Origin of the sequence: Microbispora sp. H13382, assembly GCF_014161445.1 — a bacterium.
GTDB lineage: Bacteria > Actinomycetota > Actinomycetes > Streptosporangiales > Streptosporangiaceae > Microbispora.
In genome coordinates this window covers 413,858-431,446 of record NZ_JABBXA010000001.1, presented here as the reverse complement: position 1 = coordinate 431,446, position 17,589 = coordinate 413,858, and the positions used below count along the sequence as shown (strand labels likewise).

The window sequence follows — 17,589 nt, the reverse complement described above, 5'->3', positions numbered from 1 at the left end:
AGCCTACCGAGGTCTGTCAACCGCGGGTAACCGACCGGCCGTGGAACGCTCAACTCGCTCTATTACTGACAATTTGTCACCAATACCCGCCAAATGGTTGCCCGTTGCCCGGTGCCATGCGAAGGCCGAGAGCAGACAGTGAAGACATGAAGGTGGGAGTTCCCCGAGAGATCAAGACGCACGAATACCGGGTCGCGCTCACACCCGCGGGGGTCAACGAGTTCGTCCGCAAGGGTCACCGGGTCTTCGTCGAGAAGGGCGCGGGACAGGGGTCGGCGATCCCCGACGAGGACTTCGCCGCCGCCGGGGCCGTCATCCTCGGCACGGCGGACGAGGTGTGGGGCGAGGGCGACCTGATCCTGAAGGTCAAGGAACCGGTGCAGGACGAGTATCACCGGATGCGCAAGGGCCAGGTGCTGTTCACCTATCTCCACCTGGCCGCCTCGGAGCCGTGCACCCGGGCCATGCTGGAGTCGGGCGTGACCGGCATCGCGTACGAGACGGTGCAGAAACCCGACCGCACGCTGCCGCTGCTCGCTCCCATGTCGGAGGTCGCCGGACGGCTCGCGCCGCAGGTGGGCGCCTACCATCTCATGCGCCAGGGCGGCGGCCGCGGAGTGCTGATGAGCGGCGTCCCCGGCACCTACCCGGCCAAGGTGGCGGTGATCGGCGCCGGCGTGTCGGGCATGAACGCCGCCGCGGTCGCCATGGGCATGCGGGCCCAGGTGCTGCTGCTGGACCGCGACGTCGACCGGTTGCGCCACGCCGACCTCCTCTACCGGGGCGGCTGCCAGACCGTGGCGTCCAACGCGTACGAGATCGAGCGGGCGGTGGTGGACGCGGACATGGTGATCGGCGCGGTGCTCGTGCCGGGCGCCAAGGCGCCGACCCTGGTGAGCAACGACCTCGTCTCCCGGATGAAGCCGGGGTCGGTGCTCGTGGACATCTCCATCGACCAGGGCGGCTGCTTCGAGGACTCACGCCCGACCACGCACGCCGACCCGGTCTACCGCGTGCACGGCTCGGTGTTCTACTGCGTGGCCAACATGCCGGGGGCGGTGCCGCACACCTCGACGTACGCGCTGACCAACGTCACCCTGCCGTACGCGCTGGCGATCGCGGACATGGGCTGGCGCGAGGCGCTGACCGCCGACCCCGCGCTCGCCCTCGGACTGAGCACTCACCAGGGCCATCTCACGAGCCGTCCGGTGGCCGAGGCCCACGGGCTGGAAGCCGTGCCCGTGGACCGCGTGCTGGTCCCCTGACGTCTGCCGGGGAACCTCAGTTGGACGGCGCCGCGCTCGGCATCGGCTCCTGCGGGTTGCCCGACGCCGACGGCTCCGGCGGGAGCGGCTGCTCCGAGGTGGTGCCGATGCCGCCCGTGCAGGACGCGCCGTACTCGGGGGTGCTGGTCGGGTTCTGCTTGTACTTCTTCACGAACTGCGTGAGGCGGGGGTCGTCCGCGGAGTCCAGCGTGACCTGGTGGTTCCAGGAGCTGGCCGCGATCTTGGACGGCAGGCCCGGGTAGGGGCTCAGCAGCATGTAGTCCGCGGAGGCGATGGTCTTCAGCTTGTCCACCTCGGTCTTGGGCAGGTCGGGGCTGTAGGTGATCCACACCGCGCCGTGCTCCAGGGAGTGGACACCATGCTCGTTGTGGATCGGCTTGTCGTAGATGCCGCAGTTCTGCCAGTAGTAGTTGTGCGGGCCGCCGACAGGCGGGTTCTCCTTGTAGGAGACCTTGGTCCACGAGTGGTCGGAACCCTTGTAGGTGTAGGTCTTCACCGCGTCGAGCGACTTGGCCGAGCGGTCCTTGACCACGTACACGGCGACGAGGGCGACAAGGACGACGATCACGAGGCCGCCTATACCCCACATGAGAAGCGCGGCGCGCCGCTCCTTGCGCTTCTGCTCGGCGCGCATACGGGCGAGGTGCTCGCGCCTCGCCTGCGTCTTCTCCTTGGTCATCGCTCCTCCATCCGCAGATCCCTTACACCCCCGCTGCGTATGGAGAATAGTGGCTAAAGGTATCGCTTCGGGCAGGGCGAGGGCGGTGGCGAGTAGCCTGTGAGCGATGAGCACTGACATCGACGCTCCGGTGGAGACCGCTCCCCCGGCCCGGCGTTCCCTTTCCGCCCTCGGGCTGGTCGCCGTCCTCCTCGCGGTGGCGGCGCTCGTGGTGTTCCTCACCAGGTCCGGAACGCCGGGGGACACCTCCCCCGAGGCCGGTTTCGCCAGGGACATGGGAGTCCACCACGCCCAGGCGGTGGAGATGTCCTTCGTCCTCAGGGACAAGACCTCCGACGAGCCGCTGCGCAGCCTGGCGTACGACATCATCACGACGCAGAGCACGCAGCGTGGAATTTTCATGGGCTGGCTCCAGCAGTGGGGCCTGGACCAGAGCTCCGGCCGCCCCGCGATGGCCTGGATGGCCGGCCACGGGCACGGCGGGGCGGCCTCCTCCGCCACCACGCCGGCCGGGACGATGCCCGGCATGGCGACGGAGGAGGAGATGAACCGGCTCCGCCAGGCCACGGGCAGGGACGCCGAGGTCCTCTTCCTCCAGCTCATGATCCGCCACCACCAGGGCGGCGTGGAGATGGCCGAGGGCCTGCTCAGGTTGTCGGACCGCGACGAGGTGCGCGCGCTCGCCCAGCACGTCGTGGACGGCCAGAACGCCGAGATCCGCACGATGAAGGACCTGCTGGCCAAGCGGGGAGCCCAGCCGCTCCACGCGCCGTGACCCTCCGCGTCCGGTCCGCCGTCGGCGGCGGGTGACGAAGACCGGGTTGTCAGTCCCGCGCGGAGTGGATCGCGGTGAAGGCCAGCAGGGAGGCCGCGGTCCGCGGCGGGTCCTCGAGTATGGGCGAGTGCCCGAGACCGGGCAGCATCTCGATCTTCGCACCCGGAACCGTACGGTAGTCGGCGGCGGACGAGGATCGCCATCTGCGGTCGTCCTCACCGAAGATCACCAGTAGCGGCTTGCCGAGGGCCTTCAGCCGATCCGGGAGCGCCTGTCGCTCCAGGTAGTCGCGGGTGGCCCCCATCGTCGCGGTGAGCGTGTGGTAGGTCATGAGGCGCACCTCGTCCAGAAGCTCCTGTGGGATCTCGTAGCCCGCGCGGCTGAAGCCGGAGCTCGCGAACCGGCGGATCCGCTCGTCGTCCGGCGGCCATTGCGACGGTGCGATCGCGGCTGACTCCGGTGCGATGAAGGCGTCCATGCCGGGTCCGGTGTTGATGAGCGCGAGCGCGGTCACCAGGTCGGGCCGCTGCTCGGCGACAGCGGTGGCGACCGCGCCCCCGCTGGAATGACCGGCCACGATCGCGCGCTCGACGCCGAGCCGGTCCAGTGCCACGCCGACCCGGCGCCCCTGGTCCGGGAGCGCGTAGCTCGGGCCGGCCGGTTTGGCCGACCGGCCGTGCCCGAGCAGGTCGATCCGGATGACGCGATGCGATCCGGTCAGCAGCGGGACCAAAGAGTCCCACGAGCGGGTCGAGGAGGCGGACCCGTGGATCAGCAGGAGTGCCGGGGCGTGGCGGGGGCCGTCCTGGCACACGTGGATGTCGCCGTCGTCCAGGGACAGCGTCGAACTCGCGGTCTTCTCGTCTTCCACATGCCGGTTGCCGTCGGAAACAGTCATGCGCCCACTGTCACCGCCGCCGGACGCCGGCGTCTTGGACGAATGTTCCCCGCCCGCATATCGGTTCGGTGCTCGCATAGCCTGGCGACCGTGTCGACATTCGTGCACGGTGAGGCCGTGTGGGACGTCGCCTGCCCGCGACGGCCCAGCCGGGTGGCCGGTGTCACCATGGCCGGGTTCCGCGTCGGCGACCTGGACGCGCTCCGGATGGTCCCGCACCCCGCCGTGACGCTGCTGCTGGAGTTCGGCGCCGGTTCGCCCGTCGTGGACTACGCCGGCGGGCGGCGGCAGCGGGGAAGTCTCGTCGCCGGGCCCGGACTCGGGTCAGGAGGCGCGGCCTGGGCACGGGGTGAGAACGTCGAGTGCGTGCAGGTGCGCCTGTCTCCGGTCATCGCACGCGCGATTTTGGGCATCTCCCCCGGTGACCTCGACGGCGCCGTGGTGGCCCTCGGCGACCTGTGGGGCCGGGAGGCGGCACAGATCCGTGAGCGGCTGGCCGATGTCTCCTCCTGGGAGGACCGCTTCGCGTTGACCGGCGCGCTGCTCGCCCGCCGGCATGCGGCGGGGCCGCCGGCGGACCCGGAGGTGGCCTGGGCCTGGCGCCGGATCGTCGCAGGCCGCGGCCTGGTCCGGGTGGACCGGCTGGCCGCCGAACTCGGCTGGAGCCGTAAGCGCCTGTGGTCCCGATTCCACTCGCAGATCGGCCTGCCGCCCAAGCGCGCGGCGAAGCTGGTCCGCTTCGACCACGCCGCCCACCGCCTGGTCGGGGGTGGCAGCGCGGCCCGAGTCGCGGTGGAGGCCGGCTACGCCGACCAGTCCCACCTGCATCGAGACGTCATGGAGTTCATCGGGGTGACCCCGGGATGCGTGGCGGGCGAGCCGTTTCTCGCGGTCGACGACATCGCATGGCCCGGCCGGGAGGCTCCCTCCGGGGAGCAGCACAGGGTGCGGCCGCCGTCGATCACCGTGAGTCGTCCGGGCTGACGACGGGACGACGGCCGCGGGTCGAGCTAGGCGCGCAGTTCCTCGGCCAGCGCCGCGGCGAACGCGTCCACGTCGGCCTCGGTGGTGTCGAAGGCGCACATCCACCGAACCTCGACCATTCCCCCGCCGACCTGCTCGTTCCAGTTGTAGAACCGGAACCGCTTGCGCAGCCGGTCGGCCACGTCGGCCGGCAGGACCGCGAAGACCGCGTTGGCCTCGACCGGGCGGGGCACGCTCACCCCGGGCAGGTCCCGTACGGCGTCCGCGAGCCGCCGGGCCATGGCGTTGGCCTGGCGGGCGTTGCGCAGCCACAGGTCGCCCCCGAGCAGGGCCTCGAACTGCACCGACACGAAGCGCATCTTGGAGGCGAGCTGCATGCTCGTCTTGCGCAGGTACGGCAGGCCCCGCGACGCCGCCGGGTTCAGCACGACGACGGCCTCGCCCAGCAGCAGCCCGATCTTGGTGCCGCCGAACGACAGCACGTCGACCCCCGCGTCCGTGGTCAGGGCGCGCAGCGGCACGTCGAGCGCGGCGGCGGCGTTGGTGATCCGCGACCCGTCGAGGTGGACGAACATCCCCAGCTCGTGGGCGTGGTCGCAGATCGCCCTGATCTCGGCCGGCGTGTACAGCGTGCCGAGCTCGGTCGCGTTGGAGATCGACACCACCCGCGGCTGCGCGCGGTGCACGTCGCCGAAGCCCCAGGCCTGCCGGTCGATCAGGTCCGGCGTGAGCTTGCCGTCCGGGGTGGCGACCGGCAGCAGCTTCAGGCCGCCGGTGACCTCGGGGGCGCCGCCCTCGTCGGTGTTGATGTGCGCGCTCTCGGGGCAGACCACGGCCTCCCAGTGGGCGCACATCGAGCGCAGCGACACGACGTTGGCCGCCGTGCCGTTGAACACGGGGAAGATCTCGGCCTGCTCGCCGAAGTGCCCGCGGAAGACGCCACGGACCGCCTCGGTGTAGACGTCGTCGCCGTAGGAAATCTGGTGTCCCCCGTTGGCGAGGGCGATCGCCTCCAGGATCTCGGGGTGCACCCCCGCGTAGTTGTCGCTGGCGAACGTCCGGCTCGCCGGGTCATGCCGCCGTACGGCATCGGTTGTCACGAGATGTCTCCCCAGTCGCGGTTCGGACCCGCGGCCGGCTCCACAGGGCCGGCCGCGGGTCCGGATCAGCAGCGTAGATCAGGGTGTGAGGTCGATCCTGCGGCCGTTGACCGCCGCCGGCTCCTCATCCCACAGGCCCGCGACCGCCGCCGCCAGGTCCTTCACGTCGGTGAAGGTCCGGTATGGCTTGTCCGGGTTCGCGGCCCTCATCTCATCGTGCACCAGCCCGTTGACCACAAGAACCACCGCGGCGGCGGAGGTGTCCTTCAGCGCGTCGGCCAGCGACAGCGTCCACGCCTCGGCGGCGGCCTTGGCGGCGGCGTACGCCGCGCCGCCCTGGGTGGGCCTCTGGGCCGCCCGCGCCGAGACGATCACGAAGCGCCCGTTCCCGCTCGCCCGCAGCAGCGGCTCGAACTCCAGCGACACGTTCTGCAGGGTCCTGATCAGCAGGTCGTGCAGCAGGTCCCAGTCGCCGAGCGAGGTGTCGGCGAAGGTCTTCGACCCCCGCCAGCCGCCGACCAGGTGGACGACGCCGTCCACCCGGCCGTGCTCGGCCCGCACCCGCTCGGCCAGGCCGCGCACCGCGTCCCGGTCGAGCAGGTCGACGGCCAGACACCCCTCGGCGCCGGACTTGTCCACGCCGACGACGGTGTCCCCGAGCTCGGCGAACTTCCCGGCGACGGCGCGGCCGGCCGGGCCGCCCGCCCCCGTGACCACGATCACTCTGCTCATCGCACGCCCCTCCAGATCCGCGCTCACGCCCGGATGCCCCGGGTCGACTCCACCACGTCGGTGAGCTTACGGCGCAGGGCCTCGTAAAACATGCTCAGGGGGAACTCGTCGGGCAGCACGGCGTCGACCATGGCCTTCTGCTCCGTGGGCAGCGCCTGAACGCCCTGCTTCCACGCCGAGGCCGGGTCGGGCTCGACGTAGGTCGCGACCAGCTCGTGCGCGGCGAGCCAGTGCGCGCGCTTGGACCGGTCGATGCCGTCGCGGTAGAGCTTCTCCACCTCGCCGCGCAGGTCGGCGACGCCGTCGGCGACCCGCGACCAGTCGATCGTGAGCCGGTTGTCGGTCCACCGCACGATGCCCTGCCGGTGCAGGTAGGCGAACAGCAGCTGGCCGCCGAGCCCGTCGTAGTTGCGCACCCGGTCACCGGTGATCGGGAAGCGGAACAGGCGGTCGAACAGGATGGCGTACTGGACGTACCGCGCGTGCGGCACGCCCGCCGCCTCCAGCTTCACGGCCTCGCCGTACGCCGTGAGGTCGCAGCGCAGCTCCTCCAGGCTGTAGAGCCAGTACGGCATGCGCTGCTTGATCATGAACGGGTCGAACGGCAGGTCGCCGTGGCTGTGCGTGCGGTCGTGGACCAGGTCCCACAGCACGAACGTGTCCTGGGCGAGGTCCTGGGACGCCAGCAGCCGCGCGGCGTCCGGCGGAAGCTCCAGCTTCAGCGTGGCCGCGGCGGCCTCGCTGACCCGGCGGAACCGGGCCGCCTCGCGGTCGCAGAAGATGCCGCCCCAGGTGAAGCGCGGCGGGGTCTGGCGCACGACCACGGTCTCGGGGAACAGCACGGCCGAGTTGGTGTCGTAGCCGGAGGTGAAGTCGACGAACGTGATCGGCACGAACATCGGGTTGTCGTAGCCGCCCGCCTCCAGCGCGGCGAGCCACTCGGGCCACACGACCCGGATCCAGACCGCCTCGACGTTGCGGTCGGGGTTGCCGTTCTGCGTGTACATCGGGAAGACGACCAGGTGCTCCAGTCCGTCGATCCGCTGGGCGTCGGGGTGGAAGACGTTCAGCGAGTCGAGGAAGTCGGGCTTGCCGAGCCCGGCCGCCACCCACGCGCGGAAGTCCCTCATGACCGCGTCGAGATACTCGGCGTCGTGCGGGAAGTGCGCCGCGAGCCGGGCGATGCCGTCGACGATCTCGCTGATGCACGCCACGGCCTCGTCGTGGTCGCCGGTGACGGAGCCGTCCTTGGCCTGGAGCGGGCGCAGCCGCTCGACGGCGGCCTTCAGCCGGGCGAACTCCTCCGCCACCTCGGGGCGGGACGCCTGGGCGGCGCCGGACGCCTCGGGCACGCGGGCGGCCCAGGTGACCAGGTTGCCCCACAGCTTCTCGTGGTCGTAGTCGCGGATCGAGTCGTCGCCGAACAGGTCGGAGTCGGCCAGGACGACCACGCGCCCCCTGCCGTGCCGTACGGCGGCGACGAGCGGGGCGGACGCGGGGTCGGCGGACGCGGAGGTCTCGAACAGGACGCTCGCCCCGGCCGGCACGCCGAGCGCGCCCGCGCGGTAGAAGCACGCCCGGCGCACCTGCGCCAGCAGGTCCTGGGCCACGCCGCCCTGCCCGGGCACGGCCTGCGCCGAGGGGACGCCGAGGACCCAGGTGGCCACCGTGTTGTGGCAGTTTCCCGGGTCCTGCACGGTGGTGTGCTCCACCGTGACCCCGAACCGGGCGAGCAGGCCGGCGAGGTTACTGCCGTACTTGTCCTGCTCGTGCTCGGCCAGCACGATCAGCCCGCCGCCGTCCGCGACGTACGCCTCGACGGCGTCGATCTCCTCGGCGGTGAAGACGGGGCTGCCGACCCCGGTGGTGCGCTCCCAGCGCCCGGCCGAGGGGTGCGCGATCACGAAGACGTCACACCCGGCCAGCACGTCCGGGGTGACCGGGCCCTCGGTGTGCGCGCGCACCGTGTGACCGAGCCGCCGCAGCGCCTCGGCCGCCTCCGCGTAGCTGTTGTCGTCGGGATGGGCGGGATTCATGGCCTCGGCGACCTCTCGCCGGATCGTCCACGCCTCGCTGTGCGCCTCGTCGAACAAGACCGCCGGGAACGCCTTCATGAAAAATCTCCCGTAGTGTGAGCCATCTTCCGAAAAATATACACATACCTCGCCCTGTGGCGATAAGTCGCTCTAGCGGATGACGAGACATCACCCGAGCGGAGGACGAGTCCCCGCGGGTCGCCCACCTACCGTCACCGGCCGTAGGGAGACAGACCCGAGCAAGGGGAAAGATCGATGTTCAAACTGTCCGACTCGGTGGCCTTCCGGCGAAGCGTCACCGGAGTCCTGCTGTTCGTCGCGCCGCTGCTGCAGTTCGTCGCGCTCCTCGTCGACCCCGGCACCTGGGGCGACGACCGCGAGATGCTCAGCTACAGCGACAACCCGGCCCTGGCCCAGCTGGAGTCGGCGCTCTACCACTGGAGCTGGCTGCTCGTCCCGATCGCGGCCTTCGGCCTGCTGCACCTGGTGCGCAAGAGGTCCGTCGTCCTCGGGCACATCGCCGGCGGCATGACCATCGTCGGCTACATCAGCCAGTCGGCGCTGCTCATGATGGACCCCGTGGAGTGGTGGTTCGGGCAGCACTACCCGGTCGAGCAGGGCCAGAAGATGTTCGACGAGGTGTTCAACCTGCCCGGCACCATCTTCGGCTTCGTGATGCCGTGGCTCTACCTCGGCATGGTCGGCCTGCCGCTGCTCCTGCTGGCCGTCTGGCGCACCGGCTTCGTCCACTGGTGGGTGCCGGTCGTCGTCACCGTGGGCTACCTGGGCTCGCTCGCGGTGCCGTACAGCCCGGTGATGATCCCGTTCTGGGGCGCCCCGGTCATCGCCCTGGGCTACCTCGGCCTCAAGGTGCTGCGCATGACGAACGCCGAATGGGCGTCGTACTACCCGAGCGCCGACCCCGGCGTCACCACGCCCGACTCGTACGCGAACACGACCGCCTGAGCGCGGTCGCGCAGGTTCAGCTTCATGAGCACACGGGCGACGTGGGTCTTGACCGTGGCCTCGCCGACGAAGAGCTCCTTGGCGATCTCGGCGTTGGTGAGGCCGCGGGCGAGCATCCGCAGCACCTCGAGCTCACGCGGGGTGAGCTCGGCGAGCTGCGGCGGCCGCACCGGCTCGTGCCGGCCGGCGAAGGAGGCGATCACCCGCGTGGTGACGGCGGGGTCGAGCAGGCCGTCACCCGCGGCGACGACCCTGATCGCCTCCACGAGCTGCTCGGGCGGCGACACCTTCAGCAGGAAGCCGCTGGTCCCCGCGCGCAGCGCGGCGTACAGGTTCTCGTCGGTGTCGAACGTCGTCAGCATGACGACCTTCGGCGGATGCGGCGCGTCGAGCAGCTGCCGGGCCGCGGTGAGGCCGTCCATGCGCGGCATCGAGATGTCCATCAGCACGACGTCGGGCTGGACCCGGCGGGCCAGGGCGACCGCCTCCACGCCGTCGGCGGCCTCGCCCACGATCTCCATGCCGGGCTCGCTCTCGACCACCATGCGCAGACCGGCCCGGATCATCGCCTGGTCGTCCGCGAGGACGATGCGGATCGTCAATTCGTCGCCTCGCTCATCGGCACTCCCTGGGAGATCGGCAGCGTCGCGCGGACCCGGAAGCCGCCCTCCGGCAGCGGCCCCGCGTCGAGGGAGCCGCCGAACAGCTCGGCCCGCTCGCGCATGCCGATGAGCCCGTTGCCGGTGGACAGCGCCGGTCCTGCGCCCCCGCCATTATCGGCGACCTCCAGCTCCAGCCGGTCACGGCGGTAGGCGAGCCGGATCCGGACGTCGGCGTTCCCGGCGTACTTCACCGCGTTGGTGAGGGCCTCCTGCACGATCCGGTAGGCCGACAGGTCGAGACCCGGCGCGAGGTGAACGGGCTCGCCCTCCGTCTCCAGCGTGACGCGAAGCCCCGAGGACCCGACGGTGGAGATGAGGTTGGGCACCATGTCGAGCCCCGGCTGGGGCAGCGCCTCGTCCTGCGGCATCCGCAGCGCGCCGAGCATGATCCGCAGTTCCTCGACCGCCTCCCGGCCCGCCTGCTCGATGCCGGACAGGATCGTGGTCTCCGGGGAGTGCTCGCCCTCCTGCGACGCGCCCATCCGGCGGCGCAGCGCGCCGGCCTGCATGACCATCATGCTGACGCTGTGGGCCACCACGTCGTGCAGTTCCCTGGCGATCCGGCTCCGCTCCGCGGCGACGGCCTCGGCGGCCCGGCGTTCCCGCTCCATCTCCAGCCGCGCCGCCCGCTCGCTCATCCGGTGCGCGCGCAGCAGGTAGCCGCGCAGGGCCAGGCCCGTGGCGTACGCCGAGCCGAACATCACCGTCAGGTAGATGACCTCCTCGAACGGCAGGAAGCGGTGGTCGACGGCCCCCGAGTCGAAGATCAGGATGCCCGCGAGCGCCCAGGCGCCGCCGTGCTTCATGCGCAGGTGGGCGCCGATCGTGTGGAAGACGATGAGCAGCGCGGCGAGCTGCCAGACCGGGCACTGCTCGTGGCCCTGCCGGTGCCAGGCGTACTGTGCGAGGATCATCAGGATGAACACCGCCACCGGCGCCTTGCGGCGATACCAGACCAGCACTCCGGTGACCAGCGCCTGCCCGACCCACCACAGCTGGGGATTGCGGGCCGCGCCGTACTCGGTGGCGACCGTGAACGCCTCGAGGGTGCCCAGCGCCATGATGGCCAGGCCGATCAGAAGGTCGACGCGGGGAACCGAGCGGAGGGGGGACACGCGCATGACGCGCAGAGTAACCCCTATCCGGCAGAGCGCGCAGCAGGGAACAGGCGTCCCGCAATCAGCCTGCAAGTCATCGTCAAGTGACCGCGCGATCATCGCCCTGTATCAAGTGGGTGTCGGTCACGATACTCATCTTGTCGAGCACTGTCCGCGCTGAGACGCTTGAAGCGATCCGAACACGCCTAGGAGACGCAGATGCCCCGCCTGCACTCCCTCATAGCGGGGCTGGGCGCGTTCGCCGCGTTCGCGGCGCCCATGCTCCACCCGCACCCCAGCGGCTCCACCGACCGCGTCACTCCCGGCGGCGTACGTGTGGAGTCCTCCTCGCACGTCCGCATCACGCTGCTGGACGACCGCGGCGTGATCAAACAGATGATCCGCGACTACGACGTCGACCTGGCGAAGGGCAGCGGCTTCACGGTCACGCCCGACGGCGTGGTCGTCACTGCGACCCAGGTCGTGCAGGCCGCCGACGACCCCCGGGTGTACGCCGCCAACCGGGTCTTCGCCGAGTACTTCAAGGTGAAGATCCCGGCCGACTTCAAGCGGCACTCGCTGGACGACCCCGACCTCGACCGGCGGCTCAAGGCGTGCTACCCGCCGCAGCAGACCGACTCGACCTGCATCGCGGACGTCACGACGAACGTCACCGTGCACCCCTACCTCGACCCGCCGCCGCCCGGGGGCCTGCCCGCGCAGATCCTGACCACCGGCGCGTCCCCGGCGGCCCCGGCCGTGCTCAAGGTCACCAAGGGCGGTGAGAAGCAGACGCTGCCCACGGTGCCGCTGGCCACGGTTATCGGCGGCGCGGTCGAGTCGCTCGACGTGATGACGCTGACCGGCAGGCCCTCGGCGAAGGTGGCGCCCAAGCTCGACACCGCGCACCTCGACCCCCCGGGCAGCCGGACCTTCAAGGAGCGCGACAAGGTCCGCAAGCTGCTCGACGACGGCGCGGCCGGCGCGGCCCTCATCGACGACGGCAAGAGCGAGGTGATCGGGTTCATCTCCGGCGGCGGTGACCAGCCCATGGCCATCACCCCCGCCGACGAGATCCGCAGCGCGCTGGTCGCCGCCGGCGTCACCCCGCGCCGCGGCCCGGTCGACGTCGTGTACGAGAACGCGCTCGCCTCCTACCACAACAAGCTCTACACCGGCGCGATACCCGCGCTGCAGCAGGTGCTCAACCTGCGGCCCGACCACGTGGTCGCAGCCGACCACCTGCGGGACGCCCGGGCCAAGGCCGGCACGGCCGTGGACACCGGCAACCGGCCGGTGGCCCGTCCCGCACAGGCGGAGCAGCCCAAGTCCGGGGTGCCGCCCTACGTGTGGGTGGCCGGCGGCGTCGTGGTCCTCGCCCTGCTGGCCGGGGGCGTCGTGCTGCTGCGCCGCAGGAGCGCCGCGGGAGCGCAGGACGGCGACGGCCCGGCCGGCGACGCCTACCTCGGCGGCGTCCACACGGACCCGGGCGCGGCCGAGGCCGGGGCCGTCCACTCCGGGGAGACCTCCTGGCCGCCGTACGCCGTCACGCGGGTGTTCGGGGCCGAGGCCGCCCGGTCTCCGGAGGTCATGGGGCCGGCTCCGGTTCCGCCGGGTCCCGTGTCCGCCGGTGCCGTGTCCGCCGGTCCCGGGCCGGCGGACCCGTCCCCGCCGGGCGGGCGGTCGTACCCCGCGGACCTGTCGCCGCCGCACGGGCACGCGCAGCCGGGCGATCCCGCACCGCCGCGCGGGCCTTCGTATCCGCCGAACCCGTCGTCGCCTCCGCAGGGACAGGCACAGCTCCCGCAGGGACAGGCACAGCTGAAGTTCTGCACGCAGTGCGGCATGCGCCTGGGCCAGGGACACCGTTTCTGCGGCTTCTGCGGGAATCCAGTCGATTCGTGAGCAATGTGCTCATAGGCAATAGAACATTCAAGGGGGAGGCCGCATGACAGAGGGGCCGGTGATGCCGCCGCTCGTCGGGCGGCGGCTCGGCGACTACACCATCGAGGCGGTCGTCGGACGGGGTGGCATGGCGACGGTCTACCGGGCGCGCGACCAGCGGCTCGGCCGGGCCGTGGCGTTGAAGGTGCTCGCGCCGCAACTCGCGCACGACGACCGCTTCCGCGACCGGTTCGTGCGGGAGTCGCGGATGGTGGCGAGCATCGACCACCCCAACATCATCCCGGTGTACGAGGCCGGCGAGCGCGACGAGCTGTTGTTCATCGCCATGCGCTACGTCGAGGGCAGCGACATGCGCAAGCTCGTGCAGTCGGAGGGCCCGCTGCCCGTCGGGCGGGCCAACCCGCTGTTCGCGCAGATCGCCTCCGCCCTGGACTCCGCGCACGCCCACGGGCTGGTGCACCGCGACGTGAAACCGGCCAACATCCTGGTCACCCAGTCCGACCACGTCTACCTGACCGACTTCGGGCTGACCAAGAGCTCCGCGGCCGAGGCCGGGCTGACCAGCCACGGCCACTTCATGGGCACCCCGCGCTACGTCGCTCCCGAGCAGATCCGCGGCCTGCCGGTCGACGGCCGCAGCGACCTGTACGCCTTCGCCTGCGTGGTGTACGAGGCGCTCGCCGGGCAGCCGCCGTTCCAGCGGGACACCGAACTCGCGCTGCTCTACGCCCACGTCTCGCACGACCCGCCGCCGCTCACGCCGTACCGACCCGACCTGCCGCACGCGGCGAACGCCGTGATCACGCGGGCGCTGGCCAAGGCGCCGGCCGAGCGGTTCCCGACCTGTCAGGCCTTCGTGTCCGCGCTGCGCGACGCGATCAGCGGCGGCGCGGGCGACCCGGCGGGGCCGGTCTCCCCGTCCTATCCCCCGGTCTCCCAGGCGTCTCCCGGGCCCTCGGTGCCCCCGGTGTCCGCCGGGTCGTACCCGCAGGAGTCCTACCCGCAGGGGTCCTACCCGCAGGGGTCGTACCCGCAGGGGTCCTATCCGCAGGCGACGCCCTCCTCGTTCCCGCCCGGCACCCGGCCGCCCGTCTCCCACGCCCCGGGCTCGGTGCCGCCGCAGTCGGTGCCCTCGGCGTCCCGCCCGCCCGTCAGCCACCCGCCGGGCGCCGGGGCCTCCGGTCACAGGCAGGCCCAGGGGCACGGCTCTTACCCTCCCGAGTCGTCGCACGCGCAGGCGACGGTCGCGTCGGCGGCCTCGCCGGGCCGCCGGCGGGGACTGCCGCTCGGGCCGCTGATCGGCGGTCTGGCGGTCCTGGTGTCCATCGCCGTCGCCGCCGCACTGCTGCTCACCCGTGGCGGCGACGCCGCCGCCACGTGGAACACCTACCCCGGCAGCACCGCCGCGCCGTTCACCATGGCCTACCCCGCGACCTGGGGCGAGGCCAGGACCAACGCCGACCAGTGGATGATCGCCTCACCGGCCGTGGACGAGTTCGACGCGTTGTTCGCGGTGCCGGGCAACACCGACTGGTCGAAGGTGAACTCCATCATCACGGCCCATCCGGACCGGGCCACAGGGGTGTTCGCCCAGGTCAGCAACACCCTGAGCACCTCGGACTCGCCGTTGGAGCTGCAGGAGAGCCTGGGCCCCGCGCTCCCCGGCGTGACCACCTACTACGGCGTGCCGACTCCCACCACCGTCGGGGCCAAGCCCGCGTTCCGGATCGAGGGCGTGCTCAGCGACCCCCAGCAGACCGGGCGCCTGGACTTCTCCGCCTACGTCGTCCGTCAGAGCGACGCCGGCACGACCGTCCTGATCGCGTTCTTCTGCCCGGCCGGCCGGTGCGACCGCCCGCTCATCGACCACATGGTGAACACGATCACTTTCAAGTAGCCCGCCGGGCCCGCCAGTCCCGCGCGCCGTCGAGGACGGCCCGGTGGACCGCGCGGGCGATCCGCGCGCCCCAGACCGAGCGCGGGCCGCCGAACGCCTCCACCGGGCCCTCCTCCCGTACGGCGACGCAGACGGCGTCCGACGCGGTCCCCGTGCAGGGGAAGCCCGCCTCGATCAGCGCCTGCGTCTTCGCCTCGGTCACCGTCATCACGGCGTTGACCAGTGCCGGGTCGGAGAACGCGACCGGGACGGCCACCAGGATGTTGATCGTCCCCGGGCGCGGCACGCTCGCCCCCGCGTCTCCCGCGCCGACGGCCTCCCGCGCGGGCTCTTCGCCCGGCTCCGCGGCGGCCGGCACGCCGGGGTCGGGCACGCCCTCGGGCGAGGCCGCCCAGGTCGGCACGCCGAGCCCCACCGTGGCGACGGCCTCCGCTCCCCCGTCCGACGCGGCGGCGTAGCGCTCCACCAGCGCCGCCGTCATCATGCCGACTCCGGGACCGCCGGGGCCGAGCGCGTCCATGTGCTCCACCGGGTCCATGCGTGAGTAACCGGCCGCCACCTGCGCGTTCAGCACCCACTCGCGGCGGCCGACGCCGCCGCCCAGCATGGCGGAGGAGATCATCCGCCAGCCGGGCCCGAACCGCCACAGCAGCGCGCCGAGCCGCAGGCCGTCCTCCACGCGGTACGTCAGGGACGGCCGCGCCAGGCCCGTCACGTTCCCTCCACGGGAGTCATCCGGGAGGTCAGCGGCCGGACCAGGTGGACGAGCGGGCGCCCGTCGGGGCCGGGCTCCACCCGCACGCTGGCGCCGAAGTGCTCGGTCAGCAGCGGCTCCGCCAGCACCCGCTCGGGCGGCCCGGCCGCGACCGCGCGCCCGGCGGCGAGCAGCACGAGCTCGTCGGCGTACTGCCCGGCGAGGCTGAGGTCGTGCAGCGTCGTCACGACGGTGAGGCCGTCGGCCAGGCGCAGCCGGTCGACGAGTTCGAGCACCTGCTGCTGATGACCCAGGTCGAGCGCGGTCGTCGGCTCGTCCAGCAGGAGCACCGGCGCCTGCTGCACCAGCGCCCGGGCGAGCACGACCCGCTGCCGCTCGCCGCCGGACAGGTGCCCGAGCGGCCGGGACGCGAAGCCGTCCAGGTCGAGCCGTTCCAGCACCGACCGCGTCACCTCGCGGTCCCGCGGGCTCTCGCTGCCGAGATAGGGGATGTACGGCGTGCGGCCCAGCAGCGCGTAGTCGTACACCTTCATGTCGGGCGGCAGCGCGGGACTCTGCGGGGCGTAGGCGATCAGCCGGGCCCGCCGGCGCGGGCGCAGGTCGTCCACGGCCGTCCCGTCGACGAGCACCTCGCCCTCCCTCGGGACCAGCCCGGCGACGGCCCGCAGGAGCGTGGACTTGCCCGCGCCGTTCGGCCCGATGACCGCCAGCCACCGGCCGCGCGCGGCCGACAGCGTGACGTCCGTGAGCACCCGCCGCCCGCCGAGGGTGACACCCACGCCGCGCGCCTCGATCGCCGGGTGCCCGTCGCCGCTCACGTCTCCACCCGCCGGGTCACGCGCAGGACGGTGACGAAGAAGGGCGCGCCGACGAACGCCGTCACCACCCCGATCGGCAGCTCGGCCGGCGCGAGCACCGTACGCGCGATCGTGTCGGCCAGCACGAGGAACGCGGCGCCGCCGAGGAACGACAGCGGCAGCACGATCCGGTACGACCAGCCGGCGAGCCGCCGGACCACGTGCGGCACGACGATCCCGACGAACGCGATCAGCCCGCTGACCGCGACCGCCGCCGCGGTGGCGAGCGAGGCGGCCAGCAGCACGGCGAAACGCACGCGCGCCGCGTGCAGGCCGAGACTGACCGCCTCCTCGTCGCCGACCGACAGCACGTCGAGCAGCCGCCCGTGCAGCAGCATGACGACGGTCGACACCACGGCGTACGGCGCGATCATGCGGACCTGGTCCCAGCCGCCGCCGACGTCGCCGAGGATCCAGGCGTAGATCCGCTGCAGTTCCTCCACCTTGAGCTGCTGCACGAAGGTCTGGATCGCGGTGAGGAACGAGGTGACCGCCACCCCGGCGAGCACGAGCGTCGCGGTGCCGCCGCCCCGGCCCGCCGTGTGGCCCAGCGCGTACGCGAGGAACACCCCGCCGACGGCCCCGGCGAAGGCGGCGACCGGCACCGCGGTCACCCCGGCGTCGCCGCCCAGGAAGACCACGACGAGCGTGACCGTGAGACCGGCCCCGGCCGCCGCGCCGAGCAGGTACGGATCGGCCAGCGGGTTACGGAACACGCCCTGGTAACCCGCCCCGGCCGTGGCGAGCAGCCCGCCCACGACGGCGGCGAGCAGCACCCGCGGCACCCGGAGCTGGAACAGCAGCCCCTCCTCGACCGGCGCGAGCCCCGAGTGCAGGGACACCAGCGGCAGCCGGTCGAGCAGCGCGAGCGCGATGGCGCGGGGCGAGATGCCCGCCGCGCCCGCCACCAGGCCGACGGCGAGGCTGGCCGCCAGCACGGCGGACGCGACGAGCAGCGCCCGGCCGCGCCGGGCCGGGGTCACGGCGTCACCACGCATTC

The 17,589-nt window shown here is 72.2% G+C and carries 16 protein-coding genes; 6 read left to right on the top strand and 10 right to left on the bottom strand.

Annotated features, from left to right (window positions below; translation table 11 throughout):
* The first annotated feature begins 146 nt into the window (after positions 1–146).
* On the top strand, positions 147–1,265 hold the full coding sequence (gene ald, locus HHX41_RS01880; protein WP_182904551.1) for an alanine dehydrogenase: 1,119 nt from the start codon (positions 147–149) through the stop codon (positions 1,263–1,265).
* Between the two features lie 16 nt (positions 1,266–1,281).
* Here ald and HHX41_RS01875 read toward each other — a convergent pair whose 3' ends face one another.
* The gene (locus tag HHX41_RS01875; protein ID WP_182904550.1) at positions 1,282–1,965 is read right to left on the bottom strand and encodes a DUF3105 domain-containing protein; all 684 of its coding nucleotides are present in this window, start codon (positions 1,963–1,965) and stop codon (positions 1,282–1,284) included.
* Positions 1,966–2,071: 106 nt separating this feature from the next.
* Between HHX41_RS01875 and HHX41_RS01870 the strand changes: the two genes are divergently transcribed.
* A complete protein-coding gene (locus tag HHX41_RS01870) occupies positions 2,072–2,740 on the top strand; it encodes a DUF305 domain-containing protein (RefSeq protein WP_182904549.1) in 669 nt (222 codons plus the stop codon).
* Between the two features lie 49 nt (positions 2,741–2,789).
* Here the strand turns inward: HHX41_RS01870 and HHX41_RS01865 are convergent, their stop codons facing one another.
* Entirely contained in the window at positions 2,790–3,638 is an 849-nt protein-coding gene (locus tag HHX41_RS01865) for an alpha/beta fold hydrolase (protein WP_182904548.1), read from the bottom strand.
* A 90-nt stretch (positions 3,639–3,728) separates the two neighbouring features.
* Between HHX41_RS01865 and HHX41_RS01860 the strand changes: the two genes are divergently transcribed.
* Complete coding sequence (locus tag HHX41_RS01860; RefSeq protein ID WP_182904547.1) at positions 3,729–4,622, top strand: AraC family transcriptional regulator; 894 nt, start codon at positions 3,729–3,731, stop codon at positions 4,620–4,622.
* 26 nt (positions 4,623–4,648) lie between these two features.
* Here HHX41_RS01860 and HHX41_RS01855 read toward each other — a convergent pair whose 3' ends face one another.
* The 3 genes from HHX41_RS01855 to HHX41_RS01845 form a co-directional block, all read right to left on the bottom strand.
* Positions 4,649–5,722 (bottom strand): low specificity L-threonine aldolase, encoded by a 1,074-nt coding sequence (locus HHX41_RS01855; RefSeq protein WP_310741722.1) that lies wholly within the window; start codon positions 5,720–5,722, stop codon positions 4,649–4,651.
* A 78-nt stretch (positions 5,723–5,800) separates the two neighbouring features.
* The gene (locus HHX41_RS01850) at positions 5,801–6,454 is read right to left on the bottom strand and encodes an SDR family oxidoreductase (RefSeq protein ID WP_182904546.1); all 654 of its coding nucleotides are present in this window, start codon (positions 6,452–6,454) and stop codon (positions 5,801–5,803) included.
* Between the two features lie 23 nt (positions 6,455–6,477).
* Positions 6,478–8,568 (bottom strand): DUF6421 family protein, encoded by a 2,091-nt coding sequence (locus HHX41_RS01845; protein WP_182904545.1) that lies wholly within the window; start codon positions 8,566–8,568, stop codon positions 6,478–6,480.
* Positions 8,569–8,745: 177 nt separating this feature from the next.
* On the opposite strand from HHX41_RS01845, the gene HHX41_RS01840 reads away from it, so the two are divergent.
* Positions 8,746–9,456, top strand: a complete 711-nt coding sequence (locus tag HHX41_RS01840; RefSeq protein ID WP_182904544.1) for a hypothetical protein — start codon at positions 8,746–8,748, stop codon at positions 9,454–9,456.
* Here the strand turns inward: HHX41_RS01840 and HHX41_RS01835 are convergent.
* Both HHX41_RS01835 and HHX41_RS01830 read right to left on the bottom strand, forming a co-directional pair.
* Positions 9,396–10,058, bottom strand: coding sequence for a response regulator transcription factor (locus HHX41_RS01835; protein WP_169978923.1), 663 nt, complete (start codon positions 10,056–10,058; stop codon positions 9,396–9,398). The genes HHX41_RS01840 and HHX41_RS01835 overlap by 61 nt on opposite strands.
* Positions 10,055–11,239, bottom strand: coding sequence for a sensor histidine kinase (locus HHX41_RS01830; RefSeq protein ID WP_169978925.1), 1,185 nt, complete (start codon positions 11,237–11,239; stop codon positions 10,055–10,057). Before HHX41_RS01830 ends, HHX41_RS01835 begins: the two co-directional genes overlap by 4 nt.
* Positions 11,240–11,434: 195 nt before the next feature.
* Here HHX41_RS01830 and HHX41_RS01825 point away from each other — a divergent pair, with 195 nt between their 5' ends.
* The gene (locus HHX41_RS01825) at positions 11,435–13,120 is read left to right on the top strand and encodes a zinc ribbon domain-containing protein (RefSeq protein WP_182904543.1); all 1,686 of its coding nucleotides are present in this window, start codon (positions 11,435–11,437) and stop codon (positions 13,118–13,120) included.
* A 43-nt stretch (positions 13,121–13,163) separates the two neighbouring features.
* Positions 13,164–15,017: a serine/threonine-protein kinase gene (locus tag HHX41_RS01820; RefSeq protein ID WP_182904542.1), complete on the top strand. Its 1,854-nt coding sequence runs from the start codon at positions 13,164–13,166 to the stop codon at positions 15,015–15,017.
* Here HHX41_RS01820 and HHX41_RS01815 read toward each other — a convergent pair.
* From HHX41_RS01815 to HHX41_RS01805, 3 genes are read right to left on the bottom strand one after another with little or no spacing between them, the layout of a single operon-like run.
* Positions 15,010–15,723, bottom strand: coding sequence for an adenosylcobinamide amidohydrolase (locus HHX41_RS01815; protein WP_182904797.1), 714 nt, complete (start codon positions 15,721–15,723; stop codon positions 15,010–15,012). The genes HHX41_RS01820 and HHX41_RS01815 overlap by 8 nt on opposite strands.
* Before the next feature lie 5 nt (positions 15,724–15,728).
* Positions 15,729–16,550, bottom strand: coding sequence for an ABC transporter ATP-binding protein (locus tag HHX41_RS01810; RefSeq protein WP_310741721.1), 822 nt, complete (start codon positions 16,548–16,550; stop codon positions 15,729–15,731).
* Entirely contained in the window at positions 16,547–17,587 is a 1,041-nt protein-coding gene (locus HHX41_RS01805) for an iron ABC transporter permease (protein ID WP_169978929.1), read from the bottom strand. Before HHX41_RS01805 ends, HHX41_RS01810 begins: the two co-directional genes overlap by 4 nt.
* Positions 17,588–17,589: the final 2 nt, after the last annotated feature.

Bases quoted from the DNA above. Each gene is read 5' to 3' on its own strand.
- ald (WP_182904551.1), top strand. From the start codon at position 147: ATGAAGGTGGGAGTTCCCCGAGAGATCAAGACGCACGAATACCGGGTC.
- HHX41_RS01875 (WP_182904550.1), bottom strand. From the start codon at position 1,965: ATGACCAAGGAGAAGACGCAGGCGAGGCGCGAGCACCTCGCCCGTATG.
- HHX41_RS01870 (WP_182904549.1), top strand. From the start codon at position 2,072: ATGAGCACTGACATCGACGCTCCGGTGGAGACCGCTCCCCCGGCCCGG.
- HHX41_RS01865 (WP_182904548.1), bottom strand. From the start codon at position 3,638: ATGACTGTTTCCGACGGCAACCGGCATGTGGAAGACGAGAAGACCGCG.
- HHX41_RS01850 (WP_182904546.1), bottom strand. From the start codon at position 6,454: ATGAGCAGAGTGATCGTGGTCACGGGGGCGGGCGGCCCGGCCGGCCGC.
- HHX41_RS01845 (WP_182904545.1), bottom strand. From the start codon at position 8,568: ATGAAGGCGTTCCCGGCGGTCTTGTTCGACGAGGCGCACAGCGAGGCG.
- HHX41_RS01840 (WP_182904544.1), top strand. From the start codon at position 8,746: ATGTTCAAACTGTCCGACTCGGTGGCCTTCCGGCGAAGCGTCACCGGA.
- HHX41_RS01830 (WP_169978925.1), bottom strand. From the start codon at position 11,239: ATGCGCGTGTCCCCCCTCCGCTCGGTTCCCCGCGTCGACCTTCTGATC.
- HHX41_RS01825 (WP_182904543.1), top strand. From the start codon at position 11,435: ATGCCCCGCCTGCACTCCCTCATAGCGGGGCTGGGCGCGTTCGCCGCG.
- HHX41_RS01820 (WP_182904542.1), top strand. From the start codon at position 13,164: ATGACAGAGGGGCCGGTGATGCCGCCGCTCGTCGGGCGGCGGCTCGGC.
- HHX41_RS01805 (WP_169978929.1), bottom strand. From the start codon at position 17,587: ATGCGTGGTGACGCCGTGACCCCGGCCCGGCGCGGCCGGGCGCTGCTC.